The sequence below is a fragment of the Delftia sp. DLF01 genome, assembly GCF_014852125.1.
Taxonomy (GTDB): Bacteria; Pseudomonadota; Gammaproteobacteria; order Burkholderiales; family Burkholderiaceae_C; genus Comamonas; species Comamonas acidovorans.
This window is the reverse complement of sequence record NZ_JACVAZ010000007.1, coordinates 246,456-261,671: the sequence shown is the minus strand read 5'-3', so window position 1 is coordinate 261,671 and position 15,216 is coordinate 246,456. Positions and strand designations below refer to the sequence as shown.

Below are 15,216 nucleotides of genomic sequence, written 5' to 3'. Positions count from 1 at the left end.
GATGAGCTCTGCTGACGCCTCCCCCATCTCCAAAGATCCGGTCAAACCGAGTAACTTTTTGCGCCAAATCATCGAGGCCGACCTGGCCAACGGTACCCACGCCCAGCGCCGCTGGGGTGGAAGCCCCGGCGATGGCGACCACCACAACCAGGGCCAGGTGGACGTGGCGAAGATCCGCACACGCTTCCCGCCCGAGCCCAACGGCTACCTGCACGTGGGTCACGCCAAGGCCATTTGCCTGAACTTCGGCCTGGCGCGCGACTACGAAGGTGCCTGCCACCTGCGTTTCGACGACACCAATCCCGAGAAGGAAGACCAGGAGTACGTGGACAGCATCATCGATGCCGTCCATTGGCTGGGCTTCGGCTGGAAGGAAGCCGACGGCCACGAGAACCTGTACTTCGCCAGCAACTACTTCGACTTCATGTACCGCGCAGCCGAGTACCTGATCGAGCAGGGCCTGGCCTATGTGGACGAGCAAAGCGCCGACGACATGAAGGCCAACCGCGGCGATTTCTCGCGCCCTGGCGTGGACAGCCAGTTCCGCAGTCGCACCGTGGCCGAGAACCTGGCGCGCTTTCGCGAAATGCGCGACGGCAAGCTGCCCGATGGCGCTGCCGTGCTGCGCGCAAAGATCGACATGGCATCGCCCAACATCAACCTGCGCGATCCCGCCATCTACCGCGTGCGCCATGCCGAGCACCACAACACCGGCAACCAGTGGTGCATCTACCCGATGTACACCTTCGCCCATCCCATCGAGGACGCGCTGGAGCACATCACCCACAGCATCTGCACGCTGGAGTTCGAGGACCAGCGCCCGTTCTACGACTGGCTGCTGGACCATCTGCGCGAAGGCGGCCTGATCGCTGCGCCGCAGCCGCGCCAGTACGAGTTCTCGCGCCTGCACCTGACCTATGTGATCACCAGCAAGCGCAAGCTCAAGCACCTGGTGGACAACGGCATCGTCAGCGGCTGGGACGATCCGCGCATGCCCACCATCGTCGGCCTGCGCCGCCGCGGCTACACGCCCCAGAGCATCCAGGCCTTCTGCGAGCGCATCGGCGTGACCAAGGACTACGCCTGGATCGACTACTCCACGCTGGAAGGCTGCCTGCGCGAGGACCTGGAGAACCAGGCCCATCGCGGCATGGTGGCCCTGGACCCGCTCAAGCTGGAGCTGACCAACTGGGCCGAGGTCTTCGGCAGCGCCGAGCACCTGGAAGCCTGCGAGCTGCCCGCCCTGCCCCACGCCGCCGAAGGCCAGCAGGTGCCGGTGCGCCGCTTCACGCTGGGCCGCGAGGTGTGGATCGAGCGCGAGGACTTCGCCGAAGTGCCGCCCAAGGGCTACAAGCGCCTTTTCCCCGGCAACAAGGTGCGCCTGAAGGGCGGCTACGTGATCGAGTGCACGGGCTGCGAGAAGGATGCCGAGGGCAACGTCACCAAGGTGCTGGCCACCGTGGTGCCCGACACCAAGAGCGGCACGCCGGGTGCGGACAGCGTCAAGGTCAAGGCCGCCATCACCTGGGTGGGCGTGGCCGACGGCGTGCAGGCCGAGGTGCGCCTGTACGACCGCCTGTTCACCGACCCGCAGCCCGATGCGGGTGGCAAGGACTTCCTGACGCTGCTCAACCCGGACAGCCTCAAGGTGGTGACCGCCTATGTGGAGCCTTCGCTGGCCAACGCGCAGCCTGACGACAAGTTCCAGTTCGAGCGCTTCGGCTACTTCGTGGCCGACCGCAAGGACCACACACCGGGCAAGCCCGTGTTCAACCGCGCAACGGGTCTCAAGGACTCCTGGGGCAAGTAGGCGCATGGCCCGCTGACGGGCACCTGCACCGCTGCTCCCCGAAGATGGCCCACCATCCTGCTTTGCAGGGGTGGGCCATCGCACATGGGCGCTTTTGCAGGGACCGTGGCCTCAGCACAATGCCAGGCCATGAACCAAGCCTTGCCACAGGCGGCTTCCGCCGCCAAGTTCGACACCTCCCGCGCGGCCGAGTACGAAACGCAAAGCCGCATCGCACTGGCCGGCTACGACGCCTGCCACGAGCTGGCCGCCTGCCTGCTGGCCGCCTGCCTGGATGCCGGCCCGAAGTTGGTGCTGATTGGCGGCGCCGGCGGCACGGGCCAGGAAATCCTGGCCACGGCGCGGCTCAGGCCGCAGTGGAAATTCACGGCTGCCGACCCCTCGGCCCCCATGCTGGACCAGACCATGGACCGCATCGCCGCGGCGGGGCTGTCGGCCCAGGTGCAGGCCGCTGCCTGCGCCGTGCAGGACCTGCCGGCCGGCACGGTGTTCGACGCGGCCACGCTGATCGGCGTGCTGCACCACGTCCCTGACGACGCAGACAAGCTGCAGCTGCTGCAGGCCCTGTCGGCGCGGCTGGCGCCGGGAGCGCCCTTCATCCTGGCCTGCAACCGCCACCGCTATGACAGCGAGCCGCTGTTCCTTGAAGCCTGGGCCATGCGCTGGCGCATGGCGGGCGTGGACGAGGCTGCCGTCCATGCGAAACTCGGCAAAATCCGGCAGGGCGCGGTTCCACCGGCCTCGGAAGAGGCGGTGGAGCAGATGCTGGCCCAGGCCGGTTTCGTGCAGCCCAAGCGCTTTTTCTCCAGCCTGTTCTGGTGTGCCTGGATTGCCTTCAAGGCCTGAGCCACTGAACCACTCAGCCACTGAAACACCAGAACGCCCGGCGCCGGTGGACCCGTCCCTTTCTCCCTTTTCCCTTTGATTTGCCTTTCAGCATGAACTTCTCCTCACGCCTTCAGCAACTGCCCACCGTCACCCACCTCTCCGCGCTGCAGCTGGCCGATGCCCAGGGCCAGGTCGTGGCCACCATCGAGAACAAGCCCGGCCAGACCGGCTCGCTGGCCGTGTACCACGCGCTGGCCGCGCTGTACGGCGGCAGCATCACGCCGGCCGCCGCCGAGTTGGGCCTGGAGTGGTATGCCGAGCACACGCAGGACGCCATCGCCTTCCCTGGCAAGCACCCCAACATCGACCGCCTGCTGGCCTGGTCCAAGGGGGCCGAGAGCTACCAGGCCCGCCTGATCGCGGCCTGAGCGCGGCCTGAGCGCAGCTTGAGCGCGGCCTGATTCAGCCTGGGTAAACACCGCGTCACAGAAGTTGCGCGCACTGGGGGCATCGGCTGACACGCCGGTGTCAACGCAGCGCGCACTTTGGCGTTCAAATGACATGTGCCTTGCCGCTTCGGCGCGCAAGGCGTTCCTGCCCAGGAGAACGCAATGCTGCAACCCGCCGTGCCCACAGCACGCACCACGGCCCGCTCAACTTCCCACGCTGGTGCCCTGCGCCTGAGCGTGCTGGGCCTGGCCGCCGCCCTGGCGCTGAGCGCCTGCAACGAATCCCAGGACAAGCCCCCGCAGGCCGCCAGCGCACCGCTGCCGCCTGCCACCGAAAGCGCCCAGCCCGTCGCCAAGCCCGTGGCCTATGTGCCGCCTTCGGCCGAGACGCTCTATCAGATGGTGGCGCCCATTGCGCTGTACCCCGACAAGCTCGTGGCCCAGGTGTTGGCCGCCTCCACCTATCCCGATCAGGTCGGCGCCGCCGAGGTGTGGATGGGGCAGAACCCCGGCCTCAAGCCCGAGGAACTGCAAAACGCCGTCAACAGCCAGGACTGGGACCCTTCGGTCAAGTCGCTGGCGCAGTTTCCCAATGTGCTGGCGCAGCTGTCATCCAACGTTCCCTGGACCACGGCCCTGGGCAAGGCCTACTACAACGATCCGGCCGATGTGATGAACGCCATCCAGGTGATGCGCCAGCGCGCCTATAAGGCCGGCACGCTCAAGGACTCCAGCCGGCTCAAGGTGGCCGTGGCCACGGCCGATGCCCCGCCCCCCGTGCCCCAGCCCGCACCGCAAGCCGTGGGCGAGCCGCTGTCGTCCATGCTGCCCGTGCCGGTGATCGACACGCCGCCGCAGTTCATCGAGATCGCACCGGCCCAGCCTGACACCGTCTATGTGCCGCAGTACGACCCGGGTGTGGTCTATGGCGAGCCCGTGCCCATGTACGGCGGATACCGCCCCATCGTGGCGCCGCAACCCGTGTACGTAGGCAGTTCGGCCGCGCCCGTGGTGGCGGGGCTGATCGGCTTCGGCGCAGGCGTGATCCTGGCCGAGTCCGTGGACCGCCGCCCCTGGGGCTGGAACTCCTGGGGAATGCGCTGGGGCGAGCCCGGCTACCGCTGGCACCGCAACGAACCGCCGCCACCGCCCTCGCGCCGCCCGGCCGTGATCTACAACAACAACACCTACGTCTCGCGCTCGACCACGGTGGTGCAGAACATCCACAACACGCACATCAACAACGTTGGCAACGTCACCCACATCGCGAACAACCCGCACTTCGAGCCGCGCCGCCCTGATTTCCCGCAGCAAGGTGGTGATCCTCGCTCGGGCGACCCACGCTCCGGTGACCCACGTTCAGGCGGCATGGCCGCTGCGGCCCTGGCCGGTGCCGCAGGCATGGCCGGCGCCGCCGCCGCAGCGCACTCCGGCATGCCCCAACGTCTGGGCCTGAGGCCGCCGCAGGGCGGCCCGCCCCCGTCCGCCCAAGGCATGGTGCCGCCCGGCGGCGCCCAGGGCTTTGCCCGGCACGATGGCGCCGATCGCGGACGCCCGGGCCTCAGGCCCGATGACCGGCCCCAGGCCTCGCTGCAGCCCCGGATGAACCCGGTGCCGGCCTCGCAGCCGGGCCAGTTCGGCAAGTGGCCGCAGTCCCCTCAGTCTGCGCAATCGGCCCCCTCATCCCCACCGGGCGCCGCGCAGCGACCTGCGCCCGCACTGCCTGCGGCAGCCATGCAGGGTGACAGGGGCCGCGACTCCCGCGTGCCTTCCTGGTCTTCCGCAGCCACGCAGCAGGGCATGAGGCCACAGGACAGGCAGGACCGCGACCGCTCCATGGCCGATGCAGCGCGCCAGCGCCAGCAGCAACAGCAGCAAATGGAGACGCAGAGCGCCCGCCTTCGCGGCGAGGAACAGGCGCGCCAGCAACAGCAGCGCCAGGCCCAGATGCAGGCCCAGGCGCAGATGCGGGATCAGGCGCGTGACCAGGCCCAGGTTCAGGCGCAAGCCCAGGCCCGCCAACAGGCCGAGCGCGATCGCCAGGCCTTGCAGCAGCGCTCCCAGGACCAGGCGCGCCAGCAGCAAATGCAGCAACAGCAACAGCAGCAGCAACAGGCACGCACACAGGAGCAGATGCAGGCCAGGATGCAGGCCCAGCAACAGGCCCAGCAGCAGGCGCAAAGACAGGCCCAGATGCAGGAGCGGCAGGCGCAGCAGCAAAGACAGCAGCAGTTCGAGGCTGCCCAGCAGCAACGCATGCAGGCCCAGCAAGCACAGCAGGCCCAGGCACAGGCGCGTGCCCAGCAGCAACAGGCCCGCGCACAGCAGGAGCAACGCCAGCAACAGCAGCGCATGGCCAACGCGGCCCGCCCACAGGAGCGGCGCGGCGGGCGCGACGAGCGCCGGGACCGTTGAGCGGCGCGCAAGCGCATTTGAATGCCATGGCGTCATGGCGTTGAGGCGTTGAGGCGTTGGCAAGCTGGCGCGCTGGCATGGCGGACAATGGGGCGCTCGACCACAGCCCCCCCGCTTCCCTCATGCAGATACCGACGACGAATTCCCGCTCCCGCCGACTGTTTGTGCAATCCCTGTGCGCCTCGGGCGCCGGCCTGATGGTCCCGGCCTGGGCCGCTGCGGCCTCCGGGGAATCCCCTTGGCCGCATGACAGCCGCGTGCCCGGTGGCGTGGCCCGCCTGTCGCTGGGGCCATCGGCCCAGCGGCCCCAGGTGCTGGCCGGCGACGTGCCCGTACTGGTGGTGGGCGACATGATCGAATGGACGGCCGTGGTCGGCATTGCGCTGTCGGTGGCGCCCGGCACGCATGGCGTGACGGTGAAGGGCGAAGGCACACCGCGCACCCTGCCCTACGAAGTGCGCGACAAGAAATACACCGAGCAGCGCCTGAAGGTCTCGCCCAAGACCGTGGACCTGTCACCCGAGGACGATGCCCGATACCAGCGTGAACGCGCCCACCAGCAGACCATCATGGCGCTGTTCACCGAGCCTCCCGCACGCCCTGGCGACCTGCGCATGCGCCAGCCCGTTCCGGGCCGCCGCAGCAGCAGCTTCGGCCTGCGCCGCGTGTTCAACGGCCAGCCGCGCAATCCGCACAGCGGCATGGACATCGCGGCAGCCACAGGCACCAACGTCGTCGCGCCGCTGCCGGGCAAGGTGGTGGATGTGGGCGACTATTTCTTCAACGGCGGCACCGTGTGGCTGGACCACGGCGGCGGCCTGCTGAGCATGTACTGCCATCTGAGCAGCGTGCAGTGCAAGCTGGGCGATCAGCTGGACACGGGAGATGCCTTCTGCAAGGTAGGCGCCACGGGCCGTGTCACCGGCCCGCACCTGCACTGGGGCGTGATGCTCAACCGCACCATGGTGGACCCCGCGCTGTTCCTGGCGGCGTGAACCGGGCCGGCGCCCGCAGGCGTCAGTGGTTGGCCGAGGGAATGGTGTTCTGCGGCGCCACGGGCGTGGGCACGGCGATGGACTCGCGGTCCTGCGCCAGGTAGCGCGACACCAGCTCGAAGAAGCTGTCGTAGAAACCGCTCTTGGCAATCGTCTCGCTGCCCACCTTGACCATGGAGTCGCTGCCCGAGGAGAACGGCAGCGACACCGACCCCAGCGCACCCACGCCCAGGCTGGCCGAGTTGGCGCTCTTCTTCAAGGTATAGCGGTCCTGCAGCGCCGTGACAAAGCCGATGCTGACCTGGCCATCGGCCGTCTCGGGCACGCAGACCACGCGGATGTTCATCTGCAGGTTCAGTTCGGGGTCGGGCTGGAAGCTCTTGCTGCCCTCTATGAGTTCGGCCGTGCGCGCCATGGCGATGTAGCCCTGGCTCAGCAGCGCGCGGCGCGCGGCCTCGCAGGTCTGGGCCGGCGAGGCATCGAACATGCGCGAGAAGGTCTCGGTGGAGCCGAAGCTCTCCTGCACGGGCACATGCTGGGGAATGGTCGAGCCGCAGCCCGCAAGCATTGCAATGATGGCCAAAGCTCCCGCGTAGCGCATGCCACGCACCCTGTTTGCTGCACTCCAACGTCGATACACGAACCTGCTCCTTGCTCCGGCGCCGCAGCCTGCGGATGGCATGGCGGCTGGCCGCCTATTCTCACCTGAGCGCAACGCATCGGCCCGCAACTTTGCAGCAATCCGTTTTTTCCGCCTGCATCAAATAGATGCAAAGGAATGTGAATAGCGCCCCGTTCTGACAGGCGCCGCCGCGCATCTGCGTTATGGTGCCCCGGTTCGGCCAGGGCCGGCGCGGCACATGCCGCGCCAGGGCTGCCACCAGCCCGCCGCGCCTGAGCCTGTCTCCGTACCCATCAACCAAGGAATTCAACATGAAGCCAAGCTGGACCTGGTGCCTGCCCGTGATCGTCACCATGGGGCTCGGCGCCTGCAGCCATATCGACAAGGGTGGCAATGCCGAAGAAGGCGCCAAGACCCAGGCGTCGGCCCCTGCCGGCCCACCCGGTGATGCCCAATCGCTGACCGCCTACCACTGGAATCTTCGCCAGGCCTTCACGCCCCAGGGCACCGAGGACCAGAGCTGGTTCCTGACCGCCGCCTCGCGCAAGCGGCCCCTGCAACTGGAATTCGCCGACCAGCGCCTGGCCGTCAAGAACCTGTGCAACGTGGTGACCACGGGCTACCGCACCGAAGGCAACCGCATCGCCACCCAACGCGCCGCCAGCACGCTGATGGCCTGCGATGACGACCAACTGATGGCGCTGGAGCAAAAGGTGGCCCGCATCCTGCCCACGGCCAAGCAATGGTCCGTGCAACTGGGCGAAGGCAAGCAGCCTGCGCGCCTGACGCTCACCTTCATCGATGGCACGCGCTGGCAGTTCGACGGCTCGCCCACGGCCCAGACCCAGTACGGCAGCGCCGGCGAGCGCATCTTCCTGGAAGTGGCACCCCAGCGCACGGCCTGCAATCACCCGCTGATCAAGGACTTCCAGTGCCTGCGCGTGCGCGAGATCCGCTACGGCGACAACGGCGTGAAGACCTCCACCGGCGAGTGGGAGAACTTCTACAGCGAGATCGAGGGCTACAAGCACGAACCCGGCATCCGCAACGTGCTGCGCATCCAGCGCTACAAGCGCCAGAACGTGCCCGCCGACGCATCGGCCTACGCCTATGTGCTGGACATGGTGGTCGAGAGCGAGCGCGTGGGCCGCTGAGCGCGCCTGCCTCCCAACAGCCCTGAAGGCCTGCATCGCGCAGGCCTTTTTCTTTGCAGGCTCACAGCACCGGGCTCAGCATTGCCAGCAGGTTGTTCCAGATGCGGCGGCCCCAGTGCCAGGCGTGGACCTGGGCGGCCGTGATGCGGTCGGACTGGCGGATGTAGTCGGCCTGGCGCTGGCGGATGGCGCGGGTCACGGCCTCGTCCTGAAGCAGTACGTTGTTCTCGAAGTTCAGGTCGAAGCTGCGCAGGTCCAGGTTGGTGGAGCCTACAAGGGCCACCTGCCCGTCCACGCACAGGGTCTTGGCATGCAGCAGGCCGGGGCGGAATTCATGGAGGATGACGCCGGCCCGCAGCAGGTAGCGGTAGGTGCTGCGGCTGGCCGCGCCCACGATCCAGGAATCGTTGCGCGCGGGCAGGATGAGCGTGACCTGCACGCCGCGCCAGGCGGCGGCGCACAGGGCCTCCAGCACGGTGGCATCGGGGATGAAATAGGGCGTGGAGATCACCACTTCGCGCCGCGCACTGGCCAGCAGGGTGGACACCAGCTGCGAGGTGGAGCGCGGCCGCTCGGCCGGGCCTTCGGCAATGACGACGGCGGCAAATCCTTCGGCGGGCATGTCGGCCGGCCCCGCTTCGGGTTGGGCGGCCAGGGGCATGGACAGTCCATGGTCTGCGCTGCGCGCCTGCGCCCAGTCGCTGGCAAAGACCTGCTGCATCTGCGCCACCACCGGGCCTTGCAGGCGCAGCATGATATCGACCCAGGGCGCGTAGCGGGCTTTGACGGCGAAGGCCTCGTCCGCGCAGTTCTGGCTGCCGCAGTATGTGATGGCACCATCGATCACAGTGATCTTGCGGTGGTTGCGCAGGTCCAGCCGGCTGGTGAACATCACCCTGAACGGGTGGCTGGCCGGCAGGGCCACGGCCAGGTGCACGCCGGCCTGCGCCATCTGCTGCCAGAGGTCGGAGCGCAGCAGCGCCCGCGAGCCCAGCCCGTCCACCATGGCGCGGCAGACCACGCCACGCCGGGCCGCGCGCACCAGCGCCTGGGCCACGGCCGTTCCCGTGTCATCAGCCAGCCAGATGTAGTAGAGCACGTTGATCTCGTGACGGGCGGCCTCCATGTCGGCCAGCATGCGGGCGCGGGCCTGGGCACCATCGGCCATGAGCTGCGCGGCATGGCCCGGCTGTACGGGAAAGCGGTTGATGGAGGCCGCATAGCCAAAGGCCGCCTGCCATTGCGGCGCGATGCCCACCACCGGCACGCCGCTGCCCGTGACCGGGGCGCCGGGCGCAAAGTCCTGCACCTTGCGGTACCGGGCCCGGCCTCGGCGGCGCAGCGTCACCTCGCCAAACAGGTAGTACAGCGCGCAGCTCGCATAGGGGAGCAGCACGATGACGGTGAGCCAGCCCATGCGCACGTCGGGCCGCACATCGTCGCGCAGCAGGATGCGCAGGCCAAAGCCTGCAATGAGCAGCAGATGCAATGCAAGAAACAGCCAGGTCATGCAGCCAGCATAGCCGGGGGCCCCGCGGACGGGATTGGGCGGAAGGGATGTTTCACGGCGGCAAACCTGGATCTGCGCGCGGCCGGCGTCGCCTCAGGCAATGAACCGGAATTCCATGCACCCACCGATCCTTGGATTCAACGATAGTGCACACCCACATTCCAGGAACTTTTCCGCTGGATGACGAAAATGACCGCAGCGTGACGGTTATGCCCAGCGACTGTGGGCCTGCCTGTGGACAAGCTTCGGGACAACCCTGCATTGCCGCGCCAGCCATGGGTTTGCCGCAGGCGCTGAAAAAACAGGCAGATCGCGCAGATGCCGCAATGTTTCACGCGGCCGGGCTGCGCCGTGCAGGCGGACGCCTCAACGGAAGCGGAAACGGCCTTCGACGAACATGGAGGAGCGGTGCCCGCCCTCGCTGGCCGGGTCGGCAAACGACCAGAAGGCCTGCACCGTGCCCTGGGCCGTGTCGATGACCTGGCTGACGGTGAAGCCCGTTTTCTCGATCCAGTTGAGGAAGTGCAGGCTGTCGCTGACCTGCAGGTAGCTGAGCCGTTCGCAGCCATCGGATACATGGCCCAGGGAATCGACCACATGCCAGACCATCTGGCCTTGCGGCGTGTACCGCACATCAGCCTTGCTGTCGGGGAAGTCGATGACCGCTTCGCGCCCGATCAAGGTGCCGGCGTATTGCATGGACAACATGGACATGGTGTGTTGCTCCTCTGATGCGGGGTTCTGGCCTGACCCGTGATGGCATATTCTCGCGCCGCGCCGCGGGTGTTTGTGGGAGCAGACCGCATGCCTTCGTCGGCAGCGTGGAGCGGGCACAACGGCCAGCAAGGCGCCGGCATTTCGCAGATACTGCGCGTGCTCCTCCACGGATATCCGATCTTGCCCTCCTCCCCGCTTCCCCCCTCATCGGCCGACAGCCCCGCTGCCGGCCTGCGCAGCAGCGCCTTCGTCCCTTTCGTCATGGCGCGCATGCTGTCCATGTTCGCCCAGCAGATGCAGGCGGTGGTCGTGGCCTGGCAGGTGTATGACCTGACGCGCGACCCCATGTCCCTGGCCTACGTGGGACTGGCCCAGTTCATGCCCATGCTGGCGCTGCTGATTCCGGCAGGCGACCTCAGCGACCGCATGAGCCGCAAGCGCCTGCTGTCTGGCAGCTGGACCGTGGCTGCCCTGTGCTCCCTGCTGCTGCTGTGGCTGTCCTGGCACGAGGGCGCGGCCGCGCACGATGTGCACTGGATCTATGCCGTGCTGGTGCTGTTCGGCTGCAGCCGCGCCTTCACGGGGCCAGCCCTGCAAAGCCTGCTGCCGCAGATCGTGCCGCGCGAGCAGCTGGCCCAGGCGCTGGCCACCAACAGCATGCTGATGCGCACGGCCGCCATTGCGGCGCCTGTGCTGGGCGGAGTGCTCTACGCCTGGGGCGGCGCCGTGCTGACCTATGCGGTCTGCGGCGTCTCCCTGGTGCTGGCCGTGCTGCTGCTGGGCACGGTGCCCGTGCGCTTTGCCGGGGCCATGGCGCCGGCGGGCGGCTCGCTGTGGCAGCGCTTTGGCGAAGGCATCCATTTCATCCGCACGCGCCCCATCATCCTGGGCACGATTTCGCTGGACCTGTTCGCCGTGCTGCTGGGCGGCGTGGTGGCCCTGCTGCCCGTGTATGCGCACGAGGTGCTCAAGGTCGGCCCCGAAGGCCTGGGCCTGCTGCGCTCGTCCATGACCGTGGGCGAGGTGGCCATGGGCCTGTGGCTGTCGGCCCGTCCCATCCAGCGCCATGTGGGCCGCGTGATGTTCGCCGCCGTGGCCATCTTCGGCGTGGCCAACCTGGTGTTTGCGCTGTCGCACTGGTTCTGGCTGTCCATGGCCGCCCTGATGCTGGCCGGCGCGGCCGACATGGTGAGCGTGTACATCCGCTCGGCCCTGGTGCAGTTTTCCACGCCCGACTCCATGCGCGGGCGCGTGAACGCGGTGAACATGCTGTTCATCGGCTCGTCCAACGAACTGGGCGAGTTCCGCGCCGGCACCAGCGCCGCTTGGCTGGGCGCCGTGCCGGCTGCCGTGGTGGGCAGCCTGTGCACGCTGGGCGTGGTCGGCAGCTGGATGACCCTGTTCAAGCCGCTGCGTGATGTGGACCGGCTGGAAGACGCGGCCCGCGTGGGCCAGGGCTAAAGCAGCTCGGCCCGCAGCTGCTGCGCGCTCCTGGGCGACAGCAGGCCGGGCGCCACGTCAAACACGGTCTTGCAGCCCGTCTGCCCCGACTGCTGCAGCCTGTGCACGGCGCGCGCATAGGCCACGAGCACGCTGGCCGTGAATTCCGGATTGCTGTCCAGCTGCAGGCGGTATTCGATGGAGTGGTGCAGCCCCTGCGAGCTGCGGCCGCTGCGGATGACGAATCCGCCATGCGGCATGGCCGCATGGTCACGGGCAAGTTCCTCGGCGCTGATGAAATGCACCGTGGTGTCGTATTCGTCAAAGTAATGCGGCATGCCGACGATGGCCTGGCGCACGCCATCGGCATCGGCCCCCTGCTCCAGCACCACAAAGCACTCGCGCCGGTGGCGCTCGCGCGCAGACAGTTCGGGCCGCACGCCGCTGCGCACGCGCTGCACGGCCTCGTCCACGGGAATGGTGTACTGCACGCCCCCGGCCACGCCGGGAATGCGGCGGATGGCGTCCGAGTGCCCCTGGCTCAGGCCCTTGCCCCAGAAGGTGTAGGTGGCGCCATCGGGCAGCAGGGCCTCGCCCATGAGGCGTTGCAGGGAGAACATGCCCGGGTCCCAGCCCGCCGAGATCAGCGCCGTGGTGCAGGCTGCGCGGGCGGCGGCATCCACCCGGTCGAAATGCTCGGGAATGCGCGCATGGGTGTCGAAGCTGTCCACCAGGCTGAAATGCATGGCCAGCGCGGGCGTCTGCTGCGGCAGGTCGTCCTTGGAGCCGCCGCACAGCACCAGCACGTCGATGCCGGCGCGATGGGCCAGCAGGCTGTCCATGCCGTGCACGGGCGTGCCGGGCTGCAGCGGACGCAGCCGGGCCGGATCACGGCGGGTGTAGATGCCGGCCAGCACCATGTCGGGGTTGCGGGCAATGGCCGCCTCCACGCCACGGCCCAGGTTGCCGTGGCCGACGATGGCGATGCGGATGGGAGCGGTGCTGCGATGGTCCATGCGGTGTGGTGCGTTGCGTTTGAGAGGGGTTCAGAAACTCCGGTTCACGCGGCGGCGCAGAACCAGGCGCGATCTTGCATCGCCATCACGCCGCCAGTCGTGCAATGGCAGGCAGCACTGCGTTGCCCTGCACGGGGGTAGTGCACGGGGGTAGTGCACGGGGGTAGTGCGCAAAGGTAGTGCGCGGGGGCCCGCATGGCGGTGGGCGGACAGCGCCTACACTCACGCCCTCATGTTCCAGCCTTCATCCATCCCCTCCCTGGCCCAGCCGCCAGAGCCCGACGACGCGCCGCTGCACATCCTCTGGCGCGACGAGCATCTGGTGGCGGTCTACAAGCCCGCAGGCTGGCTGGTGCACCGCACGGGACTGGACGCGCACGAGACGCGCTTTGTGCTGCAGACCCTGCGCGACCAATTGGGCTGCCATGTGTACCCCGCGCACCGCCTGGACAAGGGCACCTGCGGCGTGCTGGTCATGGCCTTGCATGCCCAGGCCGCCCAGCGGCTGGGCCAGGCCTTTGCCGGGCAGGAAGTGCGCAAGCAATACCTGGCGCTGGTGCGGGGCTGGCTGCCGGATGCGGTGGAGGTGGACCACGCGCTCAGGCCCGACGATGCGCCCGAGGACGCGCCAGCCCAGCACGCACAGACTTCGCTGCGCTGCCTGGCGCGCCTGGAGTGGCCCGAGGCCTTTGACCCGCGCCACGCGGCCACACGGATTTCACTGGTCGAGGCCCTGCCCGCCACGGGCCGGCGCCACCAGATACGCCGCCATCTCAAGCATGTGGCCCATCCCATCATTGGCGATGCCACGCATGGCAAGGGACCGCTGAACCGCTGGTGGGCCGAGCGGCTGGGCCTGCAGCGGCTGTGGCTGCATGCCCATGCACTGGAGCTGGCGCACCCGATGACGGGCGAGCCGCTGCGCTTCGAGGCCGACTGGCAGCAACTGGGCCATGTGGCCGATGTGCAGCACTGGCGCGCGCTGTGCGCCCGGCCCGGCTGGCAGGCCTGTGCGGGCCTGCCGGCGACGGCACGGCCGGATCAGACAGCTTCGGCAGGCGCGCCCGTTTCAGGCTGCTCCATCAGCGGCGCTGCCACGTAGGCGTAGTCGGCCGAGGCATCGGCCTTGAGCACGCCAGACAGCAGCTCCACCAGGCGCTCGTTGCCCATCTTGAAGCCGCAGGCCTGGGCGTGACCACCGCCGCCAAAGCTCTCGGCCAGCGGTATGCAGTTGAACTCCGAGCGCGAGCGCAGGCCGATCTTCACGCCCTTGGTGCTGGCATGCCACATCAGCGCGAAGCTGCCGCTCTGGCGTGCCAGCAGGTCGCCGACCTGGCTGTGGAACATGCCGGGGCAGTTGACCATCAGCCCTTGCATGCCGTTGAAGACCAGGGGCTGGGCCGCCTCGGAAATGTCGGCGCACAGCTTCTGGAATTTCTCGTCCATGGCGCCGCCGCGCGCCATGAAGGCGGCTTCCTGCTCGGGCGTGAAGGCCGCGATCTCGGCCCAGCGCTCGAAGCTGCGCGGCTCCATGTCCAGCGCCGCGAGAAAGCCCGCGCTCTCGGCGAATTCCCACTTCCAGATGTCGCGGTCCTCGATGAAGCGGATCAGGCCGGGCACGGGCTTGTCGGCCTGGAAGAACTCCCAGGCCAGGCGCGCGCCGGACTTGTTCATGTCGAAGTGCACGACGCCGCAGCGGCACTGGTAGCCGCTCAGCTTTTCGGCAGCGCTCTTGTGGTGGTCCAGCACCACGAGCTTGGAAACGCGCGACTCGATCTCGGCCATGAGCTCGGGCTCGAAGGCGAAGTCCAGCACGTAGACGGCGCGGCCGGCCAGCTCGCCCAGGTCGTCGGCCTTCTGGATCTCGCCATGGTCCAGGCCCCGGAATTCGGCCTGCCCGCCGTAGTACAGCCAGGCCGCCAGCGCCGCGCCGTAGCCGTCCGGGCAGCGGCGGCCATGGTAGAGGATCAGGGGCTGGGGATCGTCATGCTCAGGGCGCACGAACAATTGCAGGGGCAGGATGGTGTTTTTCATGATGGAGGCGATTGTCGGTCCTGGCGCCATTCCCCTGCACTTGCTCCAGCGCCCGGGCACCCTGGGCAGCCGGGCATGCGCGGGCTGCTCGCAAGCGACGTAGCGCAAAGCCTGGGCAGCACAAGGCCTATCTCCCCGGCAGGCGCCGCAGGCGAACCCCAGGACCTATCATGTCCGCCTTGTCATTGAATTGCTGCGACCGCCTGCGGACCCGCCGGGCGTGCAG

At 68.3% G+C, this 15,216-nt stretch carries 13 protein-coding genes; 8 read left to right on the top strand and 5 right to left on the bottom strand.

The genetic code is table 11. The features are described from left to right. The first annotated feature begins 1 nt into the window (after nucleotide 1). The 5 genes from IB269_RS28425 to IB269_RS28405 all read left to right on the top strand — a co-directional run bounded on the left by IB269_RS28425 (nucleotide 2) and on the right by IB269_RS28405 (nucleotide 6,497). Nucleotides 2–1,810 (top strand): glutamine--tRNA ligase/YqeY domain fusion protein, encoded by a 1,809-nt coding sequence (locus IB269_RS28425; protein WP_192368895.1) that lies wholly within the window; start codon nucleotides 2–4, stop codon nucleotides 1,808–1,810. 129 nt (nucleotides 1,811–1,939) lie between these two features. Further along, nucleotides 1,940–2,656, top strand: a complete 717-nt coding sequence (locus IB269_RS28420; protein ID WP_192368894.1) for a class I SAM-dependent methyltransferase — start codon at nucleotides 1,940–1,942, stop codon at nucleotides 2,654–2,656. Nucleotides 2,657–2,748: 92 nt separating this feature from the next. Beyond that, on the top strand, nucleotides 2,749–3,066 hold the full coding sequence (locus tag IB269_RS28415) for a DUF2322 family protein (RefSeq protein ID WP_192368893.1): 318 nt from the start codon (nucleotides 2,749–2,751) through the stop codon (nucleotides 3,064–3,066). A gap of 183 nt (nucleotides 3,067–3,249) precedes the next feature. Next, a complete protein-coding gene (locus IB269_RS28410) occupies nucleotides 3,250–5,502 on the top strand; it encodes a DUF3300 domain-containing protein (RefSeq protein ID WP_192368892.1) in 2,253 nt (750 codons plus the stop codon). Between the two features lie 122 nt (nucleotides 5,503–5,624). Then, a complete protein-coding gene (locus tag IB269_RS28405) occupies nucleotides 5,625–6,497 on the top strand; it encodes a peptidoglycan DD-metalloendopeptidase family protein (RefSeq protein ID WP_192368891.1) in 873 nt (290 codons plus the stop codon). 22 nt (nucleotides 6,498–6,519) lie between these two features. Here the strand turns inward: IB269_RS28405 and IB269_RS28400 are convergent, their stop codons facing one another. Next, the gene (locus IB269_RS28400) at nucleotides 6,520–7,098 is read right to left on the bottom strand and encodes a DUF2242 domain-containing protein (protein WP_013803394.1); all 579 of its coding nucleotides are present in this window, start codon (nucleotides 7,096–7,098) and stop codon (nucleotides 6,520–6,522) included. Between the two features lie 332 nt (nucleotides 7,099–7,430). On the opposite strand from IB269_RS28400, the gene IB269_RS28395 reads away from it, so the two are divergent. Continuing rightward, entirely contained in the window at nucleotides 7,431–8,273 is an 843-nt protein-coding gene (locus IB269_RS28395; protein ID WP_013803395.1) for an META and DUF4377 domain-containing protein, read from the top strand. A 61-nt stretch (nucleotides 8,274–8,334) separates the two neighbouring features. On the opposite strand, the gene cls is transcribed toward IB269_RS28395, so the two are convergent. Further along, nucleotides 8,335–9,783: a cardiolipin synthase gene (cls, locus tag IB269_RS28390; protein WP_192368890.1), complete on the bottom strand. Its 1,449-nt coding sequence runs from the start codon at nucleotides 9,781–9,783 to the stop codon at nucleotides 8,335–8,337. 366 nt (nucleotides 9,784–10,149) lie between these two features. Beyond that, the gene (locus IB269_RS28385) at nucleotides 10,150–10,497 is read right to left on the bottom strand and encodes a MoaF-related domain-containing protein (protein ID WP_012204400.1); all 348 of its coding nucleotides are present in this window, start codon (nucleotides 10,495–10,497) and stop codon (nucleotides 10,150–10,152) included. Between the two features lie 90 nt (nucleotides 10,498–10,587). On the opposite strand from IB269_RS28385, the gene IB269_RS28380 reads away from it, so the two are divergent. Next, complete coding sequence (locus IB269_RS28380) at nucleotides 10,588–11,961, top strand: MFS transporter (protein ID WP_192368889.1); 1,374 nt, start codon at nucleotides 10,588–10,590, stop codon at nucleotides 11,959–11,961. Here IB269_RS28380 and IB269_RS28375 read toward each other — a convergent pair. Continuing rightward, nucleotides 11,958–12,956: a diaminopimelate dehydrogenase gene (locus IB269_RS28375; RefSeq protein ID WP_192368888.1), complete on the bottom strand. Its 999-nt coding sequence runs from the start codon at nucleotides 12,954–12,956 to the stop codon at nucleotides 11,958–11,960. The two genes, IB269_RS28380 and IB269_RS28375, sit on opposite strands and share 4 nt — an antisense overlap. Before the next feature lie 232 nt (nucleotides 12,957–13,188). Between IB269_RS28375 and IB269_RS28370 the strand changes: the two genes are divergently transcribed. Beyond that, on the top strand, nucleotides 13,189–14,058 hold the full coding sequence (locus IB269_RS28370) for a pseudouridine synthase (protein ID WP_192368887.1): 870 nt from the start codon (nucleotides 13,189–13,191) through the stop codon (nucleotides 14,056–14,058). Here IB269_RS28370 and IB269_RS28365 read toward each other — a convergent pair. Next, entirely contained in the window at nucleotides 13,998–14,990 is a 993-nt protein-coding gene (locus tag IB269_RS28365; protein ID WP_043823772.1) for a DHH family phosphoesterase, read from the bottom strand. The genes IB269_RS28370 and IB269_RS28365 overlap by 61 nt on opposite strands. Nucleotides 14,991–15,216: the final 226 nt, after the last annotated feature.

Bases quoted from the DNA above. Each gene is read 5' to 3' on its own strand.
- IB269_RS28365 (WP_043823772.1), bottom strand. From the start codon at position 14,990: ATGAAAAACACCATCCTGCCCCTGCAATTGTTCGTGCGCCCTGAGCAT.
- IB269_RS28415 (WP_192368893.1), top strand. From the start codon at position 2,749: ATGAACTTCTCCTCACGCCTTCAGCAACTGCCCACCGTCACCCACCTC.
- IB269_RS28375 (WP_192368888.1), bottom strand. From the start codon at position 12,956: ATGGACCATCGCAGCACCGCTCCCATCCGCATCGCCATCGTCGGCCAC.
- IB269_RS28370 (WP_192368887.1), top strand. From the start codon at position 13,189: ATGTTCCAGCCTTCATCCATCCCCTCCCTGGCCCAGCCGCCAGAGCCC.
- IB269_RS28385 (WP_012204400.1), bottom strand. From the start codon at position 10,497: ATGTCCATGTTGTCCATGCAATACGCCGGCACCTTGATCGGGCGCGAA.
- IB269_RS28425 (WP_192368895.1), top strand. From the start codon at position 2: ATGAGCTCTGCTGACGCCTCCCCCATCTCCAAAGATCCGGTCAAACCG.
- IB269_RS28380 (WP_192368889.1), top strand. From the start codon at position 10,588: ATGCCTTCGTCGGCAGCGTGGAGCGGGCACAACGGCCAGCAAGGCGCC.
- IB269_RS28420 (WP_192368894.1), top strand. From the start codon at position 1,940: ATGAACCAAGCCTTGCCACAGGCGGCTTCCGCCGCCAAGTTCGACACC.
- IB269_RS28405 (WP_192368891.1), top strand. From the start codon at position 5,625: ATGCAGATACCGACGACGAATTCCCGCTCCCGCCGACTGTTTGTGCAA.
- IB269_RS28395 (WP_013803395.1), top strand. From the start codon at position 7,431: ATGAAGCCAAGCTGGACCTGGTGCCTGCCCGTGATCGTCACCATGGGG.
- cls (WP_192368890.1), bottom strand. From the start codon at position 9,783: ATGACCTGGCTGTTTCTTGCATTGCATCTGCTGCTCATTGCAGGCTTT.
- IB269_RS28400 (WP_013803394.1), bottom strand. From the start codon at position 7,098: ATGCGCTACGCGGGAGCTTTGGCCATCATTGCAATGCTTGCGGGCTGC.
- IB269_RS28410 (WP_192368892.1), top strand. From the start codon at position 3,250: ATGCTGCAACCCGCCGTGCCCACAGCACGCACCACGGCCCGCTCAACT.